The following is a 22694-nucleotide window of genomic DNA, read 5'->3' as shown; positions in this document are numbered from 1 at the left end:
GTTGCCCATGTAAACAAGAGCAATTGTCTGTTTTTTTCATAAATTTGACATGTTATTGGTAAATACTAAGTTTTATTTATCAGTGCTTTTCAGGTATTGGCGTACCTGTTAAGCTGAGCAGGCTAAAAATATTTCCAGTATTTTTGGCCTGTCGTCTTTTTAGGAAGTATTTGTTCTACTCATAAGTCTGCATTAAGTTTTATTAGTCAATTCTATTTCTTATTTCCAGTAAATCAAACTAGGCTCATTTGCTCGGGGTACAATTTCGTATTCCAGCGAAGTGGTTAATTTTAGCACCTCCAGAATTTGATCGATAGGTTTGTTTTTCAAAATAGTACCAAAGTACCTTTCATCACCCAAACCCTCTTTTTGTATAACTATCTCTACATTATACCAACGTTCAATTTGTTTGGCAATATCCTCCAACCTTTCATTTCGGAAAGTAACCAGTCCTTCCTTCCACGAGGTGTACATTGCGGTATCCACTTTTCGAATATCTATGTTGGTTTCACTTTCGGCAAAATACGCTTTTTCACCGGGCACCAGTTTTGTCACCTCTTCTCCACTCGTATTTAATATACCGATGCTTCCTTCTATAAGCGTTGCGGTAAACGCTCTGTCTTCAGGATACGCCTGAATATTAAATGAAGTGCCATAAACTTTTACACCAAGAAGTTCGGATTTAACAATAAATGGATGTTCAACATCTTTTTGTACGTCAAAAAATGCTTCGCCTTCAAGATAAACCTGTCGGTTTCCGTTTGTAAAATCGCCCGAATACTGAATTTTTGTTCCGGAGTTCAACATCACCAATGTACCGTCGGGTAACTCAATATTGGTCATTTGCCCGGCCGGAGAGATAACGGAGTACATCTGCGAATAAACCGGGGTTTCAACTATTTTTGAAATAATACGGCCGCCGATAGCGCCACAACTAAGTAGTAGAAGGAAAACAGCAGCCCGAGCCAACCAGTGTTGTAAAATTTTGGTTTTTGCCGGCTTTGATTCCGATGGTTTTATATCACTCCAGGTTTTGCCTTCAACATTCTTTTCACGCGAGGTTAAAGCCCATATTTTTTTTATTTCGATATACTCTTCCTTATTCGAAGCACTCTCATCCAACCAGTTAAACAGTTGTTCCTTCTCTTCGTCACTTGCTTTTCCCCTAAGGTATTTCTGTATGATACTATTGTCCATATTTGTCTTTCTTACTATTTGTACACATAAATTGTTTGTTACCCTTTACCAAAAACAGAAAAAAACAGAAAAATATTTTCAGAATAAATTTGTGGTTGAGCCGGATTATAAAAAATGTCACATTCACAAGTAAGGACTAAAACATCCACAAAACCAAAGGAAGGACATCTTTTAATTCCTTACGAAGAATTTTGAGCGCGCGGGTAATGTTCGCCTCTACCGACTTAATAGCAATACCCAATTCTTCAGCAATCTCATGGTTTTTTTTGTACTCAAAACGACTTTTTACGAAGACCTGACGGCATTTTTCCGGCAGTTTTTCAAGCGCATCCTGAATCATTTCTTCCAGTTCCATGTATTCAAGCCTGTCGAAATTAAAGGACTCCAGAACTTCCCTGTTCAACAGTTCTTCGCGTTTCTGAAGTGTATCTTTTTGATAGTTCTGTTTATATTTTTCGTGACGTAGATAATTCAGACACTCTGTTTTTGCGGCGGTATACAGAAAAGCTCTAATTCCATTTAAAGTATTAACCTCTTCCCTATTGGTCCATAGTTTTACAAAGGCTTGCTGAGCTATATTTTTTGCCTCTTCGCGATCGGGAATAAACTGGATACAGAATCCAACAATTCTTTCGTAATTGTTATCAAAAATAAGCTTAAAAACCTGTTCATCGCCACTTCTGAACAGTACGAGGTTAATGGAAATATTTGAGTCAATAAAACTCATTCTCAATGGACAAGTAGTTAGATTAGTTTTGGTGAAAATAGAAAATTAATTGCATTTCAAGATTTTTTCTATTTAAACTAAGTAAGTCTTACTAATATAAATGAACAGCAATAATAGCTGCAGGCCTAGTTGTTTCTTCTTTTTTGTTTGCGGTTAAAACTTTTTAAAGTTTTTTTATGCCAAACATTGTGGGATGTTCAATTCTGATACTTTGTATTCCGGCAATCATTAGTATTGAGCTCCTATTCGCACTAACTTAGCTTGTATTATAATCTCTTTGGTATCTGCAATCTCATTGGTTAAAATTATTAAAAAGAATCCCCGGGAATAAATCCCGGAGATTTCAACCAAAATAAATTGATCACTTACTAAAACTAAACTACAATTCCAGACTGTCCTGTCCAGAAATTATTTTCTGATTATTTTTCCAGCATTTTAATAAAATATCCGCCAACAACCGAGCGCGCCTGGAAGCCAACCTGCGTTGCTGTTGGTGTTTCGTACCAGTCAGACATTGGAACGCGATCAGGTGTATCCGTTACAAATCCGTAAAGCGGATCGATAAATTTCTGGAAAGTTTCGGTATCATCAGCTAAAGTTGCGGTCCATACAATCCAGTCTGATTTAGTATACGTTCTGCGATTATCCAGAGGTAAACCGTAAGTGTTTTGTTTGGTCAGGTAATAGGCAATTTCGGTTTGAGCTACTTCTTCGGGGAAAATTCCAAGATCAAGCAGTTTGTCCCAAACGATGTTGTATTTCTGACTCCAGGTTCCCGGTTTATCAAAAGTTAAACGATAGTGGTCGCCATTATCTGCCATTTTCATCCACTCTTGTGCCATACTTTTAGCTTCAGAAGTATATTTTTCTGCTACATCAGTTTTGCCCAGTATTTCGGCCAGTTTTCCATAACCGGCAATTCCCATAATCGCTTTTGCCGAAAGATTTACGTTGTGTGCAAAGTGACCGGCAAAATCATCGGTACAAAGCTGGTTTTCCGGATCAAGACCATTCTCCATCAGGTAATTGGCCCAAGTTGTAAGCACATCCCAGTGTTCTGCCGCATAATCAGCATTTCCTTCGGCATTGGCAATGGCGGTTGTCAAAATAATCATATTCCCACATTCTTCAACCGGCATATCGCCACCGTAGGTTTGACCGTTGGCTAAGGGATACGTGCCCACATCATGTGCCGCAAAAGGTTTGGTCCATTTTCCACTTTCCGAATAGTAAAAAATTGGGTTCAACATTCCTTTTAATAATTCCGGGTTGTATTTCAGGAATAATGGCGCTGAAGGATAAGTAACATCAACCGTACCGATTGAACCATTACTAAAATTTTCTTTTGAAAGGAAAAGAATGTTGCCATCGGTGTCTTTCACCAGTTTGTGTGCAGCAATCGACTGACGATAAGCCAGCAAACACAAACGGGCATACTTTTCGCCACCTGCTGCCAAAGCTTCCTCGTAAATCGCTTTATCAGCGGCATCGCAACGATCCATGATCGATTGGTGATCGCCTACTGCGGAAGTTAAAACCATATCAAAACTAGTCTGACCTCTTGTCCACCAGGCTTTCAGGTTATCGCCAAAATACTGGATCGATTCTATATCATCGTAAGCCAGCATTACATAACCTTTGGCCGGTTCAGCAGAAACTTTTTCAAAAACTTCGGTGCAAGCCATAACAGGCATTTCATTTGAAAGAACAGCTGTTGTTTCATTTTTCCCTGCGGCTAATTTTCCGCTTTCAACAAATGCTTTTTTCATACCTGCAAAATCACCAATTGCAAGTGTTTTGTTTTCGGCACCTGTAGAAGCAAGGTAGAAATATCCCCAATCAATCCGTACGTTGTCGCCTTTCTTTTCCAAAACAGGTTGTTCAGTAGTTCCGGTTTTCAAGTAATTGATGTTGCTGATTTTTCCGCTTGTAACTTCTACTTCCTGGTTTAACTCGTTTACTGCCCATTCAGGAGTAGCTTCAAAATAAACTTCAACTTCGTGCGATTCGCCATCGGTTGAAACCACTTCGTAGTTGATGTAGTTAACCGGACGCGAAATTAGATCCAGATCGTCCATTAAGAGTGGTGAAACAAATTCAACACGCAAATCTACCGGTCCACAGGTAAAATCATACTTTGTTTGTGTGGCGGTAATTTTTACGCTGTTTTGAACGGCAGTTTGCGCAAAAACAGGTTTTATATCGCTCTCTTTGAAAATACCAAAATCAACATAGGCCAAACCGCCACGATCCCAACAATGGGCAGCGATAGTATTTTCTCCGCCGATGTTTAACAGGTTTCTGTCGAGCTTAAGCACCACGTTACTTTTTGCACGGTTGCCTGTATTTACAATTTCTTTTCCGTTCAGGTACAACTCAAAATCATCGTCGTGCGAATAAACCAGGAACAAATCGCTTTCTTCGCTAACTTCGGGCATGGTAAATTCGCGACGTACCCAAATATGCTCGGTTTCCCACGGAGTAGCTGTTTCGTTCATATTTGGCGTACCAAAAGCTGCCTTTCCGCTTTTCCACGAGGTAGCTTTAAATTCCGGTTTTTCCCAACCTGATGCAGGTTTTTTTGTTATGTATTTTCCGTCCCAGGCTTCAAACTTGGCATTTGCCACAACCGGCTCCAAAGGAATTTCTTCTTTTCCCAAAAAACGGTAGGTTTCACCGTCGACACGAATGGCGCCGATCAATGAATGGTTCCGTCCTGTCCAGTGTTTTACAGGTGTATCGAATAACTGATCGGACATTGACCACGCACTGGTATAAGGGTCGATAGTGATTAACGGATAAGCCGGAGCACGAAACTCCGCTCCCGCCTCTTCTTTTTGTGTAACTTCCGACTGCGAACTGCAAGCTCCCAAAAGAGCAGCAATTGTAAAAACAGTCAGGATTTTGTTGATAGTTGATTTAAGCATAGCTATTATTTTAATTGTAAAATTATTTTCTCTCTAAACCCAATAAACTAGTATTCATTTGAAAATGAATACGGAAAATCGTTCTCTTCGGTTCCCCGATTTTTGTTCGGGGTATCACTCATTTTGAAGTTGATTTCTGCACCTTTCATCAAATCTTTATGAGTCAGGTAGTTTTTGGTATATTTTTTACCGTTCAGCTCCATAGCTGCAACATAACGATTTTCTTTCGAATTATTTGCAGCATCTATCGTAATCTCATTGCCGTTCTCCAGCTCAATTTTTACCGATTTAAACAATGGTGATCCTAAAATATATTCGTTGCTTCCCGGGCAAACCGAGTAAAATCCAAGCGACGAGAAAACATACCAGGCCGAAGTTTGGCCATTATCCTCGTCGCCGCAATATCCATCGGGCGCTGCCGAGTAAAACTTGTCCATTATTTCGCGTGCCCAGTATTGCGCTTTCCAAGGTTCGCCGGCGTAGTTATACAAATAAACCATGTGCTGAATGGGTTGATTTCCGTGTGCATATTGGCCCATATCCATCACCTGCATTTCACGCATTTCGTGAATCATTCCGCGGCTGTCCATTCCTTTTGATCCGGGGATAATAAATACTGAATCAAGCATGGTTACAAATTCTTCACGTCCGCCCATCAGGTTCATCAAACCTTTCGGATCGTGAAATACCGACCATGAATAATGCCAGCTGTTTCCTTCCGTGAAATCGCGGCCCCAGTCAGTTGGGTTAAATGAATCGGAGAAAGAGCCGTCTACAGCTTTTCCGGCCATCAGTTTGTTTTTGGGGTTGTACAAATTTTTGTAGTTCATTGCCCGTTCGGCATAAATACCAATTTCGCTTTCGGGTTTGCCAAGAGCTTTTCCGAGGGTATAAATTGTCCAGTCGTCGTAGGCATATTCCAATGTACGGGCAACGTTCTGCCTAATTCCCACATCGTTCGGTATATAACCGTATTTATTATATTCTTTGTAACCTGTTCTTCCCGATGCTGCAACTTTTGGGTGAACATTATTAGCTCCGTGCTTCAACGCTTCCCACAGGGTTTCAATGTCGTAACCGCGCAGGCCTTTTAAATAGGCATCGGCCACTACCGAAGCCGAGTTGTTACCCACCATAATACTTCGATGCCCGGGACTTGCCCATTCAGGAAGAAAACCACTTTCTTTGTAGGCGTTCACCAGCCCTTCCTGCATTTTTTCATTTTCTGATGGATAGACCAAATTCAGGAAAGGAAACAAACTGCGGAAAGTATCCCAGAAACCGGTATCGGTAAACATATAGCCGGGTAATACTTTCCCGTTGTATGGGCTGTAATGCACCACATTTCCGTTGGCATCAATTTCGGAAAGATTTCGTGGAAACAAAACCGTACGGTACAAGTTAGAATATAAAGTACGTAAATTATCGATGTTGTTGTCTTCCACTTTTATTTTACCCAGCACTTCATTCCAGCGGGCTTTTCCCTTCTCTGCAATCTCATCAAAAGCTTCTTTTCCTAGCTCTTTCAGGTTAAGTTCAGCTTGTTCTTCGCTGATGAAAGACGAAGCTACCCGCGCATGCACCTGTTCGTTATTCGACGTAGCAAAACCAATAATTGCTCCGGCATGGTTGCCTTCGAATACCTTTTCGCCATTAGTTATTTCGCCGTCTTTTACCACTGCATAGTTCGCGAATGGTTTATCAAATATAATTACAAAGTAGTTTTTAAAATTATCGGGTACACCGCCGCTGTTGCGTGTTGTGTATCCGACAATTTTATTCTCTTCGGGAATTATTTTCACATATGAACCGCGATCGAATGCATCGGTTACCACGTATGAGTTTTCGCTGTCGGGAAAGGTAAAACGGAAAATTGCTGCCCGCTCGGTAGGTGCAATTTCGGTAGTTACATCTACATCGGCCAAATAAACGCTGTAGTAATATGGCTTGGCCACTTCTGCCTTGTGTGAAAACCAACTTGCACGTTCATCTTCGTTAAATACAGATTTTCCGGTACCGGGCATTATTGAAAACTGGCCGTAATCGTTCATCCACGGACTGGGTTGGTGGGTTTGTTTAAATCCTCTGATTTTATCGGCAGTGTATTTGTACATCCAGCCGTCGCCCATTTTTCCGGTTTGTGGCGACCAAAAATTCATTCCCCAGGGCAGCGCTGTTGCCGGATAGGTATTTCCGGTTGACAGTTCGTATTTTGAGTTAGTCCCCACCAACGTACTTACATAGCTTACCGGATCGAAAGTTTGTGCGCTGACCTTCAGCATAAAACTGCACATCAAAACAAAGGCGAAAAAACCAATTCTGTTCATTATTTGTGTCATTATTTTCTGTTATCTATTGTTTAATTGAATCGGAAAACGAACAAAAAAGAAAGAATAAAACCGGATATTACACGATGGTAATATCCGGTTTATTTGCTATAAACAGTCTACCATTCAATCGCCTGATCTTCGTCTGGTATTTGTGTATTAATTCTGCGTTCCATGGCTATTTGACCACGAACGGTAAATTCAAAATCAACAACATCAGATGTTGAATAGTCTTTAAAGCTAAAGTCGATACCTTCAACAATGGTAGTACGCTTTAGCAAGTATGGACGGGTAACATCCATTTGCTCATCAACAATAAATGTTGGTGTGCTATAGGACTGAAACTCCATATCAGGATTGTCAGAAGAAAGTCTCACTTCGCCTGTCTCCTGATCAAATTCAGCATAAACTTTATAATTATGACGATCCATGCGATCCTCGTCAACCATTCCGGCATAAAAGAAAACGGTATGATCATCAACAACATAAAGCTGAATATTACTTTTAACGATAGGTGCACCATTCTCGCTGCCTTTTATATAAGTTTTTAGGTTTGCTGCACCATAGGCTCCTGAATAATCATTAAAAGGCATCACTCGCAACAGGGCTCTTTTGTAGTGTTTCCTCGGATGTGGCGTGTAAGCGCCATTCTCCGTATCGTCTACAATTGTCAGCGGAAGTATCCACTTATCAGCCAAATCAATGTTCTCGAAATTAAAATCGATATTTAAAAGTGCAACATCTTCTCCGGCCTTAATATTAACAGATGAAGGCATCGTAAAATACGAATCAGTCAGTTGCTGATAATACAGGTCAGTTCTGTTTTGAAAGCGCTCGTAATTTAATGCCTCTAAAGTGTCGGGATCAAGAGCCACCTTTACACTTATATCGTCAGGATTTGGTGTTGACCCACTAACAATTACTGGTAGTTTATAATTTGAAACCTCATCTGTTTTGTAGCTCACATAAATCGGACTTACACCCAGGTCGTTTAACGGAGCTTTAAAAGAGACAAAATGCTCGTATTGCTCCTCTGTCCATTCATCGTTGCAGGCGCTGAAAAGAAACGGCGCAACCATAAAAAACAGTACTATATAATATATTTTTTTCATTTGATTATTGTTTTAATTCCCGAACCGTAAACAGCAAAAACTATTTATTTTACTGCTTTTGGTTCTTAATCTTCGTATTGTATTGAAATTAATCATTATAAGTCCAACCGGGGTTTTGGGTCAGGCGTTTATTACGTTTGAGTTCGTTATGCCCTATGGGCCAGAACCACATTTTATCAGCGAAAGCTGATTGAAGCCCCCACGAGTTAACCGGCGTATGGAACAACTCCCTGTTATCTTTGTCCATCAGAACATTACATCCGTAAATCGGTAAAGATTCTTCGGCAGGCGCATCTTTCCAACGTCGCAAATCGTAGTAACGTTTTCCTTCACCCAGCAATTCAATCTGGCGTTCGCGTTTCAAAGTAGCACGAAATAAATCCTTATCACCGTATACATCTGCAGTGTAATCAGGAACTCCTGCACGTATACGAACAGGGCGAATACCTTTTTTCATTTCGTTAACATCACGACCAATGGAATAGGTTGTGCTTCCATCCCACGACTGGATTTGATAAGTACCGTCCAGCTCGTTTAAAGCCTCGGCGTACATTAACAAAATATCAGCATAACGAATTGCCGGTTCCAGCTTTCGAACAACCAATGGGCCACCTCCAGGCACACCACCTTCATTGGTATCACCCGGGTGTACAAATTTTTTCATCCCGATACCGGTACGAAGCCAAGCCAGGGTATTGGTATAACCATTACCACCACCGCGGTAATAAAACACCTGCTTTTCGCGGTCTTGTGGCAGGGTTGCATTTTGCATGTGCCAGATGCTACCACTATAGGCTACCGATGCATAAAAGCGTGGTTCCATGTCGGCATATTGTAAAGAAGCGCCTGCGGGCAGCGGTTTGTACATTCCTGCATCCACATCTTCCTGGGTTACAAAACCGGATACACGGCTACTGCCATCTCCACGGCCTATTTCACGGTCTTTACCCGGAACGTCCGAACCGTCTTTCATGTAATATGCATCAACTTGCTTTTGTGTTACTCCATTGTTCGACCAACCGTCGGCAATGATAGGTAACTGGTTGGCCACCATACCGGCAACCTGCTCATTTCCGTTATCTCCGCGGGTAAAAATCAACTCGGGATTATCACCAGTTGCTGTACCGTTAAATAAGGCACGGTATGATTCAAACGGATCAATATTTTTCCATCCTTCCGGCCAATCTTTATCAGAAAACTCAGGATCGTAGGGAGGATCAATCGTTGCAGGATAAGCGCTATTACCTGATGTTTTATAATTTACGGTAAACAACTTGTAAACACCAAGTTCAATTACATCTTTGGCAGCGGCAGCTGCTCTTGCCCACTTCTCTTCATCGTAGGTTGTTGACAATAACTGGTTGCCTTCATCATCTACCAGGTCCATGGCATAATCGTCTGTATTACCATTCATCAGCGGACTGGCAGCAAATAACAATGCCTGTGCGCGAGCTGCAAGCGCCGCACCTTTTGTAGGACGGGCTACCTCGGTATACGGATCACGCGTTAGCTTCAGGTCTTCTGCCGCCAATAACATTTCGCTGCTGATATATTCAGCACATTCTTCGAACGAACTGCGTGGAGTCGCGATCTCGTCGTAGCTGTCGTTATAATCAATACCTTCATCAGGCAGGATAGGAATCGGGCCGTATTTGCGTAAAAGAATCCAATAATAGTAAGCTCGTGCAAAACGTGCCTGCGCGCGATAATCTGCAATTTCCTCTTCGTTCAATTCCGTATTCATATAAATATATTGAATAAAGGTTGTTGCATTGCGAATTCCACGGTACGCCTGAGTCCAGGTTCCCTGTTTATCATTTTCTGAGTATGAACCGGTGTGAAAAATATTATACGAGAAATTCACTCCGGAACCGGTAACACCAAATGCGGCATCATCTCCGCCATAATACATATCGTCGGCAAAACAGTGAGGCGTATTACGTTTATTTGCTACGTCTGCACATTGTCCTTTCATATCAGAGTAAACATGTGCTAACCATTCTTCCGAATAAGGCTTGCTTGAGAAAACCTTTTCGATGGTCATTCGGTCTTTAAAATACTGATCAGACTCCAGATAATCGGTACAGGACGAAAAAATACCTGTTACGAATACCAGTGTTAACAGCAAGTATAATGTTCTTTTATTATTAATTTTCATTACAATAAGATTTTACAGGTTAATACTTAAACCAAGTGTAACTGATTTTGTAAGCGGGTATTTCTCCCCGTTTCGTGATCCCATTTCAGGATCCCAAAGTTTAAAATCAGACCAGGTTATCAAGTTTGTTCCCCTAACAAATATTCGAAGTTTGTTAAGATGATATCGGTTAACAATCCTTTTAGGAATGGTATAACCAAAGTCAACATTTTTAAGACGCAGGTAAGATCCGTTTCTTAACCAGTAAGTAGAACTCCTAAAATTATTGGCATTTTCTCCGTAGCTTAAACGCGGATATGAGGCATTTGGATCTTCGGTGGCAGGATCGCCTGAGATAGCCTTAGAAATCCATCGGTCAGAGCTCATCATATCTTTAAATGGAACTCCCCAATCACCTTCGCTAAAGGCAAATACTGATTTTCCGGTAAGCGTGAAGGTCGATTTTCCTGCTCCCTGGAACAACACATTAACATCAAGTCCTTTCCAGCTGGCAGAAACACCGGCTCCGTAAATAAGGTTTGGCCGGCGTGTTGCACCAATCGCCACTTCGTCGCCATTGTCAATAACACCATCACCATTCACATCTTTATATTTTATGTCGCCGGGCTGGTAGTCTCCAAAAGTTTGTTTAGGACTATTGCGAATATCATCGTAATCCTCAAATAAACCCAGCGCAATTAAACCACGTGATTGTTCAACACGGTATCCTTTTTCCATTTGATACGGATAGACGCTATTCTCTTCATCCCGCTCCAATATTTCGTTTTTACTGTAAGTAAAATTACCACGAAATGTCATGTTTACCTCTCCGATTTTTTCATTGTATGCAAAGCGGCCATCAAATCCTTCCGAACTAACAGCTCCCACATTTGCTTTGGGAACGCTCTCCAAACCAACCATTCCCGGAAGGTATTTTCGAGCCATGTAAATACCAGTACGTTCTTCCTTAAAGTAATCTACATTGGCACTAAACTTATTGTCAAACAACGAGATATCTAAACCAAGGTCGTCTTTGGTAGCTACTTCCCAGGTTACGTATGGAGATGCCACCTGAGAAAAATACATTCCGTCATATGATCTGTCGAAATTGTAATCAGCCCACTGGTATCCATCAGCTCCACTCTCTATAGTATAGAGGTATGGGAAACGTTCATCACCCATATTGTCGTTACCTACCTTACCATGCGAATAACGTAGTTTAAGCATATTAATCCAACTCATATTGGACTTTACAAAGTTTTCTTCGGCGATGTTCCATGCCAACGAATAAGCGGGGAAGTAGCCGAATTGATGGCCAATGGCAAAGTTCTCTGAACCGGTATATCCAAAGTTATAATCAACAAAATACTTCAATTTCCAGTTGTAAGCAACACGACCTGCCAATCCCTGGTTTCTTTCCGACACTCCGTTTTTAATGTCCTCACCCAGGTTTTGAGTTCTGATGAAGGCATCTTGTGTATATTTTAATGTTCCACTTAGGTGGTGATCGTTAATTGTACGATCCCAGTTGAATCTCAGATCCAGGAATTCCCTGCGATCTCCTGATGAGCTACTTTCCTGGTGCATTTCTGCTGGATCCGAAATATGCGTAAATACCAGGTCTCCATCTGCATTCCGGGCTCTTTCTGCTTTCCACTGTTCGGGCCATTTTAAGCGTCGTATATTATTATTATTATTGGTATCATATCCAAAACGTCCGGTAAACCTTAAACCTTTTAAGAGCCATTCAAAATCCTGTTCAAGCGAAACATTGGTTTGAATCCGGTTAGTCCAGTTCTCGTTAAAACCAGTTTGTGTAGCTGATACCCATGGGTTCGTCCGGTTTCCTTCTCCCAATGCAGGAACATAACCGTTCGAATACATAATCGGTGTACTAATTGGCGAATAACCAAACAGTTCTCCCCAAACATCGTTATCGCCCAATCCCGGGCTGTTACGTCGGCCCAAAGTTCCGGAAACACCAACTTTCAATAAAGTTGTTTTGGTAATATTCATGTCAGTGTTTAAACGATAAGTCCAACGATTGTAATTTGCGTTTGTATTGTAGTCGCCCACAAGAGCAGCATCGGTGTTATACATTCCCTCCTCTTCCAAATAACTTGCTGAAACATAATACCGTGCTGTTGCTCCACCTCCGCTGATGTTTATGTTAGCACGTCTGCTCATGGCACCGTCTTTCAATAACAGGTCTTTCCAGTCTACATTCGGGTAGAGGTCAGGATCAAGGCCCAAACGCAAAATCTCTAACTCTTCTGGCTGGTAAACCGGCTCCTGGTTACGGGTTATACGAGATTCATTTAGTAAGCTTGCATAAGTGTTTCCATCCACAAACTCAGGAGTCATAGTCCGTGTGTTGTATGAAGATTCCACCTTTACATCGATGTTTACTTTACCTGCAGTTCCTCTTTTTGTTGTAATAAGGATAACACCGTTGGCACCTTTCGAACCATAAATGGCGGTTGCCGAGGCATCTTTTAATACCGTAAAAGATTCAATATCTTCAATGTTCAGGTCATTCATATCGCGTTCAAACCCGTCAACCAATACATAAGCACTGGCACCGGCTCCGAAAGTTGAAATACCGCGAATCCAGAATTCAGACCGGTTTTGCCCCGGCTGACCAGATGTTGTCCATGCCATTACACCGGGTACATTTCCGGCCAATGCATTTGATACATTGCTTGCAGAAGAAGATTTTAATTCCTCCACATCAATGGTTGTGATAGCTCCGGTAACCGAAACTTTCCGTTGAGTACCTGTACCGGTTACCACAACTTCTTCCAACATACTGTCTTCAGATTCTTTCATGGTAACGTTGACAACCGTCTGTTCCTTAATCAAGACCTCAAAATTTTCGTATCCGATATAGGAGAAGGTCAGTTTTTTATATTTTGGAACTTTTATCTCGTATTTTCCTTGTGCATCGGTAATGGTACCCATACCAGGCATGTCGGCCACATAAATATTAACACCGATTAAAGTCTCATTATTACTATCGGCTACCACACCTGAGACTACGACAGTCTCCGTATCATCCTGGGCAACTACATTTAATGCGAAGCCGAAGAACAAGAGACATATAATTATTATCTTATTCATAAAATTCAATGTGTTTAATTATTACTCTTATTATTCAGCTTCAATTTTGCGGATACATCGATTCTGTTTGTCGGCGATATAAAACGTACCTTCAGCTTCGTTGTATGCAATGCCGGTTGGTTGGTTAAAACGGGCTTCCAAACGAACATCTCCTTCTACGTAACCCCACGGATCTGAATCAAGACTTGAACTACCTCTACCTGCATAAGTATCCACCCTTCCATCAGGTTTTAATACACGAATGGCATGATTATTACGATCTGTTATATAGAAGTCGTATTCGTCTTCGTTACCGGCATAATCAGGGTTCTTCACAAATACACCGGAATAAGGTGTACTGAAACGGGCGCTCGTTCCAACACCATCGGCATAAGCAGCTACTCTTGGCTCTCCGGCAACACGAAACGGTGTTTTAAAGCGCTTATTCTCCCAGTCGTAATCGGTCCTAAGAATGTAGTGCTGATTAATTACAATAATGTAGGCATAATCTCCTGAGGGATGAATAACCAAATAAAATTCCCAGTTGATATCCTGAATTGAGAATAAGTCTTCATAGTCTTTATCTCCCAGTGTTCCACCAAGTAACTGCGAGTTTTCAACATCATAACGTCGGAGTGTTCCCGTTTGGAATTCACTGAAATACAATTGTCCATCTACCGGATGAACGGCAACACCCTGGTTACCTCTTGCACGGATAAGAACCTGTGGATCAGTAAAACCATTAGCGCGCGACATAATGGAGACTGCGGGATTATTGTTATTTCCCTGAGAGTGTCCAACCATCATATATTGTCCGTCGTTTGTAAAGCTTACACCACGCAAACGGCGTTGATTATTCACTGCCGAACCGTCAATTAGCTTCGTAACGGTACTATCCTTAAAATCCAGAGTATATATTCCCGGGCCCTGGTCATAACTAATGTACAACACATCAGGATTTAGAGGATCATAATTCATTATACAGTTTTCACGAAATCCGGAAGCTTCGTCGAAGTGTCCGGGGTTCCACCCCTGATCGTCGCGTTCATTTCTATAACCCGTGAGCGTACTAACAATCGTTTTTCGCTGATATTTAAACTTGTCGTCAGCTACAGCAAGCGGCTCGTCTCCTTCCTGCCTTGAGCCCATAAATATTTCAATGGTTCCGCTAAATGCCTTTCTTGGAACAAGGCAATAAATACTTCCTCCCTGAACACCAATAACTTTAGCCTTTTTCCCGCCAATATAAACCTGAATGGAATCGGGATTATTACCAAAATTTTCGCCGTAAATAACCATACGTTGGCCCAGTCCTCCGGAATCAGGAGTAAAGCTTGTAATCTCGATTGGTTGGGACGGATCATACGGTTCTGCATCTGAGAAATCAGTGCTAAGAGAGATTCCGTCTTCATTACAGCCCGAAAAGCCCAGGACAAGCATTGCTGCTATCCAAAAAACTGCTCTTTGAGTCTGAATAGTTAAGTTTCTCATAAAATTAATTTAGTTTGATAAAATTTTAAATTATACTATCTGAATCCCATACAATTCAGGGCCGGAGTGTTTCCCGGCACGCCTTGTATTGTTCAACTCATTCTTGGTTTAGTATTCAACACCTTTTGTTGAATTCACATTTGAAAATCACATGGTCACAGAATTTTTGTTCCGGAATTTTGCTTCACCAACGTAATCGGGCAACTCAATATTATTCATTTTTCCGGCCGGGAAAAGAACGGTGTGCATCTGCAAATAAACCGTGCTTTCGAATGTCTCTCTTTTTTCCTGTCTACATTCGGATCGTTTAATCGCTTTCCAGGTTTTAGCTTCAACATTCTCTTCTCCCAAAGTTACACCCCATATTTTCTCTATTTCGACATACTCTTTCTCATTACAAAAATTTTCATCCAACCAGCGAAATAGTTGGCTTTCTTCAATACATGCTTCTCCCTGCTGGTATTTCGATAAAATAATGTAGTCCATATTATCTTCTTCGGGATATTGTACACATAAACCGCATATTACCCTTTACTGAAATCCCAAAAAAAAAGATAAATTTTTTCAAAATGAACCATTGATTGATTCAGATTATCAAGAGATAAATGAATGAGTTACTTATGGGCTCAATGACGAAAGCACCTCCCCGACTTTATCGGGAAAGTTGCTTTTCGTGCTATACCTATTTCTCTATAAGTTTTATAAAATATCCACCAACAACCGAGCGCGCCTGGAACCCGACTTGTTTTGCACTTGGTGTTTCGTACCAGTCGCTCATTGGAACACGGTTAGGTGTTTCGTTTACAAAGTCGAATAAGGGATCGATAAACTTCTGAAAAGTTTCCACATCGTCAGCTAATGTTGCTGTCCAAACAATCCAGTCTGATTTTGTATACGTTCTGCGGTTATCCAAAGGCAAACCGTATTTGTTTTGTTTCGTGAGGTAATAAGCAATTTCTTTTTGAGCTACTTCCTCGGGGAAGATTCCCAAATTCAAAAGCTTATCCCATACCAGGTTGTATTTCTGGCTCCAGGTTCCCGGCTTATCAAAAGTTAAACGATAGTGATCGCCATCGTCGGCCATTTTCATCCATTCCCTTGCCATACTTTTCGCTTCACTGGTATACTTTTCTGCCACATCATTTTTACCCAGCATTTCGGCCAGTTTTCCGTAACTGGCTATTCCCATAATCGCTTTTGCCGAAAGGTTTACGTTGTGTGCAAAGTGACCGGCAAAATCATCGGTACAAAGCTGATTTTCAGGATCTAAACCGTTCACCTTCAGGTAATTTGCCCAGGTGGTAAGTACCTCCCAATGCTCAGCTGCATAATCAGCGTTTCCTTCAGCTTCGGCAATAGCAGCAGCTAAAACAATCATGTTACCACATTCCTCAACGGGCATATCGCCACCGTAAGTTTGTCCATTGGCCAAAGGATAACTTCCAACATCATGAGCGGCAAAAGGTTTTGTCCATTTTCCGCTTTCCGAATAATAGAAAATCGGATTCAACATTCCTTTTAACAACTCAGGATTGTATTTCAGGAATAAAGGTGCTGAAGGATAAGTTACGTCAACAGTACCGATGGAACCATTGCTAAAGTTTTCTTTTGAAAGGAAAAGAATATTGCCTTGAGTATCTTTTACCAACTTGTGTGCAGCAATAGATTGACGGAATGCCAACTCGCACAACTTGGCATATTTATAACCACCTGCTTTTTCTGCATCTGAGAAGATTTTTTTATCCAGCTTTTCACAAGCTTTTATAATTTCTTCGTAGTCCTTAGCTGCCGAAACTAGTACATCGTTAATGCCTACTTTCCCCTCTTTTGTCCACCAGGCTTTTAGGTTATCGCCAAAATACTGGATCGATTCAATATCGTCATACGCCAGCATTACATAACCACTTTGGGTTTTGTTTCCAACATTTCCGAACGATTCGGTTACAGCCATTGCCGGCATTGTTTTTACCATTTTTATGGTGTATGAACTTACATCACCCGAACCGCCTCCAATAAAGTCTTTTTTCGATTTTAGGTATTCGTTCAGTGAAACCGATACCCCTTTTTGTTGTTTGGCGGCAAGGTAAAAGTAGCCCCAATCAATGCGAACATTATCACCTTTTCTCCCAAGGATAGGTTGTTCTGTAGTACCAGCTTTAATAAATGAAACTTCACCTGCATTCCCCTTTGTTACCGCTACTTCCTGGCTGGGCTCGTTAACCGCCCACTCGGGAGTCGTTTCAAAATAAATTTCTACGTCATGCTCCTTTTTATCCGTCGATGCCACTTCGTAAGAAACATAGCTGACAGGCCTTGATAATAAATCCAAATCATCAGGAAGTAAAGGAGTAGTGAATGTTACATCCAGGTCAACGGGACCACAGCTAAAGTTGTACTTTGTTTGCGTGGCCGTAACTTCAACGTTGTTTTGAATGGCTGTATTGGCAAAAATTTCTGTTTCTTCTCTTTCCTGAATAATTCCGAAGTCAACATACCCGCCTCCGGTACGGTTGTGGCAATGCACAGCAATAACATTTTCCTCGCCAAATTTGAGTTGACTTCTATCGAGTTTCAGCAAAACATTGTTGTGCCATTCGTATTTGGTGGCCACTAACTGTTCGCCATTCAGGTAAAGTTCAAAAATATCGTCGTGCGAATAAATCAGGTAAATGTCTTCAGGTGCATTTGTTGCAGGCACTTCAAAAGAGCGGCGCACCCAAATATCTTTGCTCACCCAACGTGTATTGCGCACCGGCATATCATCTGTTCCAAATGCACCCTCTCCTAATTTCCAGTTTTTATCGTTAAAGTTTTCTTTTTCCCAACCATTTGCGGGTTTGTTTTCGGTATAACGACCGGTCCATGTTTCGTGCTTAGCCATTGGTACAAGCACTTTGGGCGGCATTTCTTCTTTTCCAAGAAAACGATATACTTTTCCATCTACTTTAAGTGCCCCGATAAGCGAGTGTGTTCTTCCGGTCCAGTGTGTAACCGGAGCGTCGAACAGTTGATTGGCGTTCGACCATGCACTGGTGTATGGATCGATTGTTACCAGGGGGTACGACGGCGCACGCATTTCAGTAGTGTTTGAATTCGTTTTCCGGTTTTGGGCTGCCGTTGTAAGTTGCAGCAAAATTAAAAATCCGGTAAAAATTGCAATGTGTAAGAAATTCTTATTCATGAAGTGAAATTTTCGGTTTATTGTTTTTCTAATTTATATTTTGCCAGAACTGCATATTCAGCCGCAAATGCGAAATTGAACATCCCTTCTGTTTTGTTTTTTTCATGATCTTCTTCCCATCCTTTTAGTAGGTTCGTTGGCAGAAACCCTTCGTAAAGGAAGTTTTCGTAGGCGTAATCAAGATTCATCTGAAAACTGTTGATGTACTCGTCAACCTCATTACAAGAAAGAGAAACATCAACATAACCGCGCATTAATACTCCATTGAACCAGTTTCTGAAACCACCAATGTCAAACAAGTAATAACCGGGAATATCTTTACCAATCGTTGCGAAATACTGAAAGCTTGCCTCCGACAACTTCCGGGCATCCGTCAGGTATAATTCATTGTCGGTGGCACGGAACAGATCTGCAGCTCCCGACAGCATTGTACCGCTGTTATAAGTGAATGCCGGTCCAACACGATCGGTACAGTTACTTCCTTTTCGGTAGTTTACACCTTTCACCACTTCACTTTCAGGATTGCGTGGCGAACATCCGCCCATCATATCATCGTAAACACCATCGGTGCGTAGTAAATTTTTCTTCTGCCAGTAGTAAACCTTTTGGGCAAAATAGAGGTAATATTCGCTTTTCTTTAGCTGTTTGCTTTTCCGTGTTGATTGGTCTATTGGGTCAATATAACGATGTGTAATTTTGTCGTCTTTCCCTTTGTACAATTCGTGTAACCAAACCAACGGGCTCACCATCGGCCCATTGCTACACGAATGTTTCGACACATATCCCGGTCCCCAGGTAATTCCACCAAGTTCCTCCCCTTTGCTATCCAGTGTACAGTCCCATCCATCGAGCACATATTCAGTAAGGTATTCCGCTTTATGTAAAAACTCCGCTTTGCCGGTTAATTTATAGGCTTCAATAAATTCGCGTACCAACCACATTTGGTCGTCATAAACATTCATAATTCCGGCCACTTCAGCATCTCCTTTCGAGGCTCCACGATTAACGCCATAAACGGTCCACTCGTTGGTCTGTGTGTAAGAAACCAGCTCAAAAGTACCCAAATAGAAATCGGCATTTTCATACAGTTTGAAAAGCAAATCGGCATAACGCTCAAAATTGGCCTTATAAAGCGCTACATCCCCTGATGCTTTTTGCGTTTTCAGGGCATGCAGAATTGCATTTACCGCTTCTATTGCACTGGTGTACATCCAAATACTACCAGTTTCTTTCGAACAAACTTTGGTGTAAGGATTATAAAACCGGGCCATAGCCATTCCTTTATCCGAAAAATGAGCCTGAACAGCTGCATCGGTGAGCTCCATAGCGCGAACCAGATTTTGTGTTGCAATATCGGAGCTGCGACTTTCCTTGTGATTGTAATTTTCAGCAGAAATCAAGTTGATATGCAGTAAACTCAGTACAAGTATTAGGTATACAATTTTCATTGGTAGTTATTATTTGATGTAGTTTATTTCTCCAAATATTGAAATGAAGTGGTTAAATTATGGGTTAATTCAGGGTTAATTTTTGAAATATATTATTAACCGCCACGTAGTTTTTGCAATTTATGGTTGTAAACAGGTGCTAGCCGGAAGAAACAAATCAAGCCCCCTCCATTTTTTTTTTAATATATTTACGCCCTTGTTATATTTCAAACAGACGATAGTTATTTTGAGGCCTAAAACAGGGTCGATTATAAGGTACTTTTTGAAATTATGCGTGCATCTAAACAACTTTACATCTATACAATACTTTTATTGGGTTTATTTTCTCTGCAAGCCACCAGTCCGAGAGGTTTAAAGTTCCAGGGTGGAGAAAAACCAATTGCAGAACGCACCTCCTATAATGTATTCGAGAATAAATCGGTCACATTTTCTGATTCTTTCGACATTAACTTTGATCTGTTTTTGTACCCTACCCAACAAATTGGCTATATCTGCCGAATAAAAAATTCAGAGAACAATACTATTTTCAATATATTTTATGACAGCCAGGGGGCAGACATCACTTTTCGATTAAACGAGGAAGGTAAAAACAGCCTGATCATTGCCCGGTTAAACAAAAAGGAATTTCTTAATGCGAAGTGGTTTAACATGAAACTGACTTTCGATCTGAATAACGATTCTATTCATTTTGATATAAACAACCAGTTACAAAGTGTTGGAGACATTGGTTTGCCCGACACCTATCAACCGCAAATTCTTTTTGGAAAAAGCGATTACATCATCGACGTTCCATCGTTTGCCATAAAAGACCTATCAGTTGGAAATGAAAAAAGATACTATTTTAAGCTGAATGAAAATGAAGGAAACATAGTTCATAACAGCAAGGGAAAAGCCCTGGGCATGGTTAGTAATCCTGTATGGTTAATCAACGATAGCTATCACTGGAAATATATTACCTCGTTTAACTCAACATCGGTAGCAGGTGCTAATTACAACCCGAAAAAGGATGAGATCTGTTACTTCAACCGTGACTCAATACATATATATAATGTAAGAACCGAAGAAAGAAAAATTGTTGCTTTTGAAGAGCAATGCCCGGTGCCCCTCAAACTTGGGACAAATTTTATCGATGAGAAAAACGGGCAACTGTACACCTACGAAGTTTTTATCGAAAGTAACGATACAACTCCAACCGTTGCCAGCCTTGATCTTTCAAGTTTTAAATGGAATTTAAAAAGCAGGCAAGAACTTCCAATTCAGTTGCATCACCACGGATCGTTTTCAAACCCTGAAAGTGGAGACTATACAATTTTTGGCGGTTTTGGAAACATGTTCTACAATAAAAACTTTTATACGTACAGTATTAAAAACCAAAAATGGCAGACACTGGAAGGTCTTACCGGCGACTTCCTTTCTCCGCGGTACTTTCAATCGGTTGGTTATTTAGAAGAAACCAATTCTGCGTATATTTTTGGTGGCATGGGAAACGAATCAGGCGAGCAAATTATTGGCCGGAAATATTACTATGATTTTTACAAGCTTGATATAGCCACCAGGGAAATTACAAAACTTTGGAGCATTCCGTGGGAAAACGAGAATATGGTTCCTGTGCGTGGAATGGTTATTTTAAACGACTCAAGTTTTTATACACTCTGTTATCCGGAACATTATACAGAATCGTATCTGCGTTTATATCAATTTTCGATGAAAGACGGAAGTTACCAGATTTTAGGCGATTCAATCCCAATTTATTCCGATAGAATTACTACCAACGCCAACCTGTATTACGATTCGAACCACGAAAAGCTATTCGTTCTTGTTCAGGAGTTTGAGGACGATATTGCATCTGAGTTAAAAGTGTACTCACTTACTTTCCCCCCTATTAAACAAGAAAACCTTACCGATTACAAGTCAACATTAAATTCCGGTTTATATCCTTTTATCATATTGCTGGCTATTATGGCAATTGTGCTTATTGCGTATTTTATTGTGATGCGGAAAAGTGCAAAAAGCAAAACTCAATTCAAGGATCATCTACCCGGACGTAACAGCCATAAAACAACCGCGTCAATAACACCCAAACCTAATGCCATATACTTATTTGGTGACTTTGCAGTACACGACCGTAGCAATAAGGACATTACCTATATGTTTAGTGCAAAACTGAAAGAAATGTTTTGCCTGATTTTACGTTACAGCAACACTGGAGGAATAACTTCCCGAAATTTAAGTAACGAACTGTGGCCCGATAAAACAAGCGATAAAGTAAAAAACCTGAGGGGCGTTACCATTAACAACTTACGAAAAGCGCTGGACGAGCTGGACGGTATAGAATTAATTTACGACAAAGGCTGTTTTAAGATCGTGTGCACCGATGAATTTTACTGCGACTATACCAGGTGTTTGGAGCTTATTTCGGCAAAAGAACCCGGCGAAAACGCGCTCGAATTACTTGAACTGGTAAGCAGAGGTAAATTTTTATTGCTTGCTGATGATCCGATTTACGACTCCTTTAAACAGGAAGTGGAAAACAAACTGGAACCGTCATTGATGCTGGAAATGGAAAATGCCTATAATTCTGAAGCCTATCAATTAACGATAGGGTTTTCTGAAGTTATTTTCAAGATCGACCCATTGAACGAAATTGCGCTTACTTTCCAAATAAAAGCTTTGCAAAAACTGAAGATGTATGATGAAGCTAAATTAAGATATAACACATATACTTTGGAGTACAAAAAGGCGATGGGGAGCAGCTACACCAACCCGAATAAATTATTGAGCTAGAAATACCAGCTGTTTGTTCAGAGTCAAAAATAAATCAGCAATCCATACCTGAAATATCCTGAACAATACAATATTGAATGACTTTTATCGGCTAATTTCATATTTCGGCATACTCAGCAGTAATCATTCGCTTGTAAATCAGCAATATAATGGCTAGATTTAGGAAACAAAACCCCGAAAATGGGCCAAAAGCCCAAAAATCGGGGTTTCCAATTTTGCGTAATGCTGAATACAGAGATTTTGCGAGATGGATCAACAAATGTC

The 22694-nt window shown here is 40.8% G+C and carries 12 protein-coding genes; 1 reads left to right on the top strand and 11 read right to left on the bottom strand.

Annotated features, from left to right (window positions below; all coding sequences use genetic code 11):
• Positions 1–219 precede the first annotated feature (219 nt).
• The 11 genes from ABZB17_RS04655 to ABZB17_RS04605 form a co-directional block, all read right to left on the bottom strand.
• Entirely contained in the window at positions 220–1197 is a 978-nt protein-coding gene (locus ABZB17_RS04655; RefSeq protein ID WP_372648323.1) for a FecR family protein, read from the bottom strand.
• A 136-nt stretch (positions 1198–1333) separates the two neighbouring features.
• Positions 1334–1924, bottom strand: a complete 591-nt coding sequence (locus ABZB17_RS04650) for an RNA polymerase sigma-70 factor (RefSeq protein ID WP_372648322.1) — start codon at positions 1922–1924, stop codon at positions 1334–1336.
• Positions 1925–2343: 419 nt separating this feature from the next.
• Positions 2344–4851, bottom strand: a complete 2508-nt coding sequence (locus ABZB17_RS04645) for a glutaminase domain-containing protein (RefSeq protein WP_372648321.1) — start codon at positions 4849–4851, stop codon at positions 2344–2346.
• Between the two features lie 47 nt (positions 4852–4898).
• Entirely contained in the window at positions 4899–7190 is a 2292-nt protein-coding gene (locus ABZB17_RS04640) for a GH92 family glycosyl hydrolase (protein WP_372648320.1), read from the bottom strand.
• Between the two features lie 107 nt (positions 7191–7297).
• Complete coding sequence (locus tag ABZB17_RS04635) at positions 7298–8290, bottom strand: DUF4973 domain-containing protein (protein WP_372648319.1); 993 nt, start codon at positions 8288–8290, stop codon at positions 7298–7300.
• A gap of 88 nt (positions 8291–8378) precedes the next feature.
• Positions 8379–10448, bottom strand: coding sequence for a RagB/SusD family nutrient uptake outer membrane protein (locus tag ABZB17_RS04630; RefSeq protein ID WP_372648318.1), 2070 nt, complete (start codon positions 10446–10448; stop codon positions 8379–8381).
• Between the two features lie 12 nt (positions 10449–10460).
• The gene (locus ABZB17_RS04625) at positions 10461–13547 is read right to left on the bottom strand and encodes a SusC/RagA family TonB-linked outer membrane protein (RefSeq protein ID WP_372648317.1); all 3087 of its coding nucleotides are present in this window, start codon (positions 13545–13547) and stop codon (positions 10461–10463) included.
• Positions 13548–13577: 30 nt separating this feature from the next.
• A complete protein-coding gene (locus ABZB17_RS04620) occupies positions 13578–15017 on the bottom strand; it encodes an IPT/TIG domain-containing protein (protein ID WP_372648316.1) in 1440 nt (479 codons plus the stop codon).
• Between the two features lie 147 nt (positions 15018–15164).
• Positions 15165–15503 carry a hypothetical protein gene (locus ABZB17_RS04615; protein WP_372648315.1) on the bottom strand — a complete coding sequence of 113 codons (339 nt, stop codon included), beginning with the start codon at positions 15501–15503 and terminating at the stop codon, positions 15165–15167.
• A gap of 196 nt (positions 15504–15699) precedes the next feature.
• Positions 15700–18198, bottom strand: a complete 2499-nt coding sequence (locus tag ABZB17_RS04610; protein WP_372648314.1) for a glutaminase domain-containing protein — start codon at positions 18196–18198, stop codon at positions 15700–15702.
• Between the two features lie 17 nt (positions 18199–18215).
• Positions 18216–19646 carry a glycoside hydrolase family 76 protein gene (locus ABZB17_RS04605; protein ID WP_372648313.1) on the bottom strand — a complete coding sequence of 477 codons (1431 nt, stop codon included), beginning with the start codon at positions 19644–19646 and terminating at the stop codon, positions 18216–18218.
• A gap of 270 nt (positions 19647–19916) precedes the next feature.
• Between ABZB17_RS04605 and ABZB17_RS04600 the strand changes: the two genes are divergently transcribed.
• Positions 19917–22430, top strand: coding sequence for a hypothetical protein (locus ABZB17_RS04600; RefSeq protein ID WP_372648312.1), 2514 nt, complete (start codon positions 19917–19919; stop codon positions 22428–22430).
• Positions 22431–22694: the final 264 nt, after the last annotated feature.

Origin of the sequence: Draconibacterium sp. (genome assembly GCF_041583095.1) — a bacterium.
Lineage (GTDB): Bacteria > Bacteroidota > Bacteroidia > Bacteroidales > Prolixibacteraceae > Draconibacterium.
This window is presented reverse-complemented; position numbering and strand designations above follow the sequence as displayed.

Excerpts from the sequence above, each read along its gene's own strand:
- ABZB17_RS04655 (WP_372648323.1), bottom strand. The coding sequence starts at position 1,197 with ATGGACAATAGTATCATACAGAAATACCTTAGGGGAAAAGCAAGTGAC.
- ABZB17_RS04650 (WP_372648322.1), bottom strand. The coding sequence starts at position 1,924 with ATGAGTTTTATTGACTCAAATATTTCCATTAACCTCGTACTGTTCAGA.
- ABZB17_RS04645 (WP_372648321.1), bottom strand. The coding sequence starts at position 4,851 with ATGCTTAAATCAACTATCAACAAAATCCTGACTGTTTTTACAATTGCT.
- ABZB17_RS04640 (WP_372648320.1), bottom strand. The coding sequence starts at position 7,190 with ATGACACAAATAATGAACAGAATTGGTTTTTTCGCCTTTGTTTTGATG.
- ABZB17_RS04635 (WP_372648319.1), bottom strand. The coding sequence starts at position 8,290 with ATGAAAAAAATATATTATATAGTACTGTTTTTTATGGTTGCGCCGTTT.
- ABZB17_RS04630 (WP_372648318.1), bottom strand. The coding sequence starts at position 10,448 with ATGAAAATTAATAATAAAAGAACATTATACTTGCTGTTAACACTGGTA.
- ABZB17_RS04625 (WP_372648317.1), bottom strand. The coding sequence starts at position 13,547 with ATGAATAAGATAATAATTATATGTCTCTTGTTCTTCGGCTTCGCATTA.
- ABZB17_RS04620 (WP_372648316.1), bottom strand. The coding sequence starts at position 15,017 with ATGAGAAACTTAACTATTCAGACTCAAAGAGCAGTTTTTTGGATAGCA.
- ABZB17_RS04615 (WP_372648315.1), bottom strand. The coding sequence starts at position 15,503 with ATGGACTACATTATTTTATCGAAATACCAGCAGGGAGAAGCATGTATT.
- ABZB17_RS04610 (WP_372648314.1), bottom strand. The coding sequence starts at position 18,198 with ATGAATAAGAATTTCTTACACATTGCAATTTTTACCGGATTTTTAATT.
- ABZB17_RS04605 (WP_372648313.1), bottom strand. The coding sequence starts at position 19,646 with ATGAAAATTGTATACCTAATACTTGTACTGAGTTTACTGCATATCAAC.
- ABZB17_RS04600 (WP_372648312.1), top strand. The coding sequence starts at position 19,917 with ATGCGTGCATCTAAACAACTTTACATCTATACAATACTTTTATTGGGT.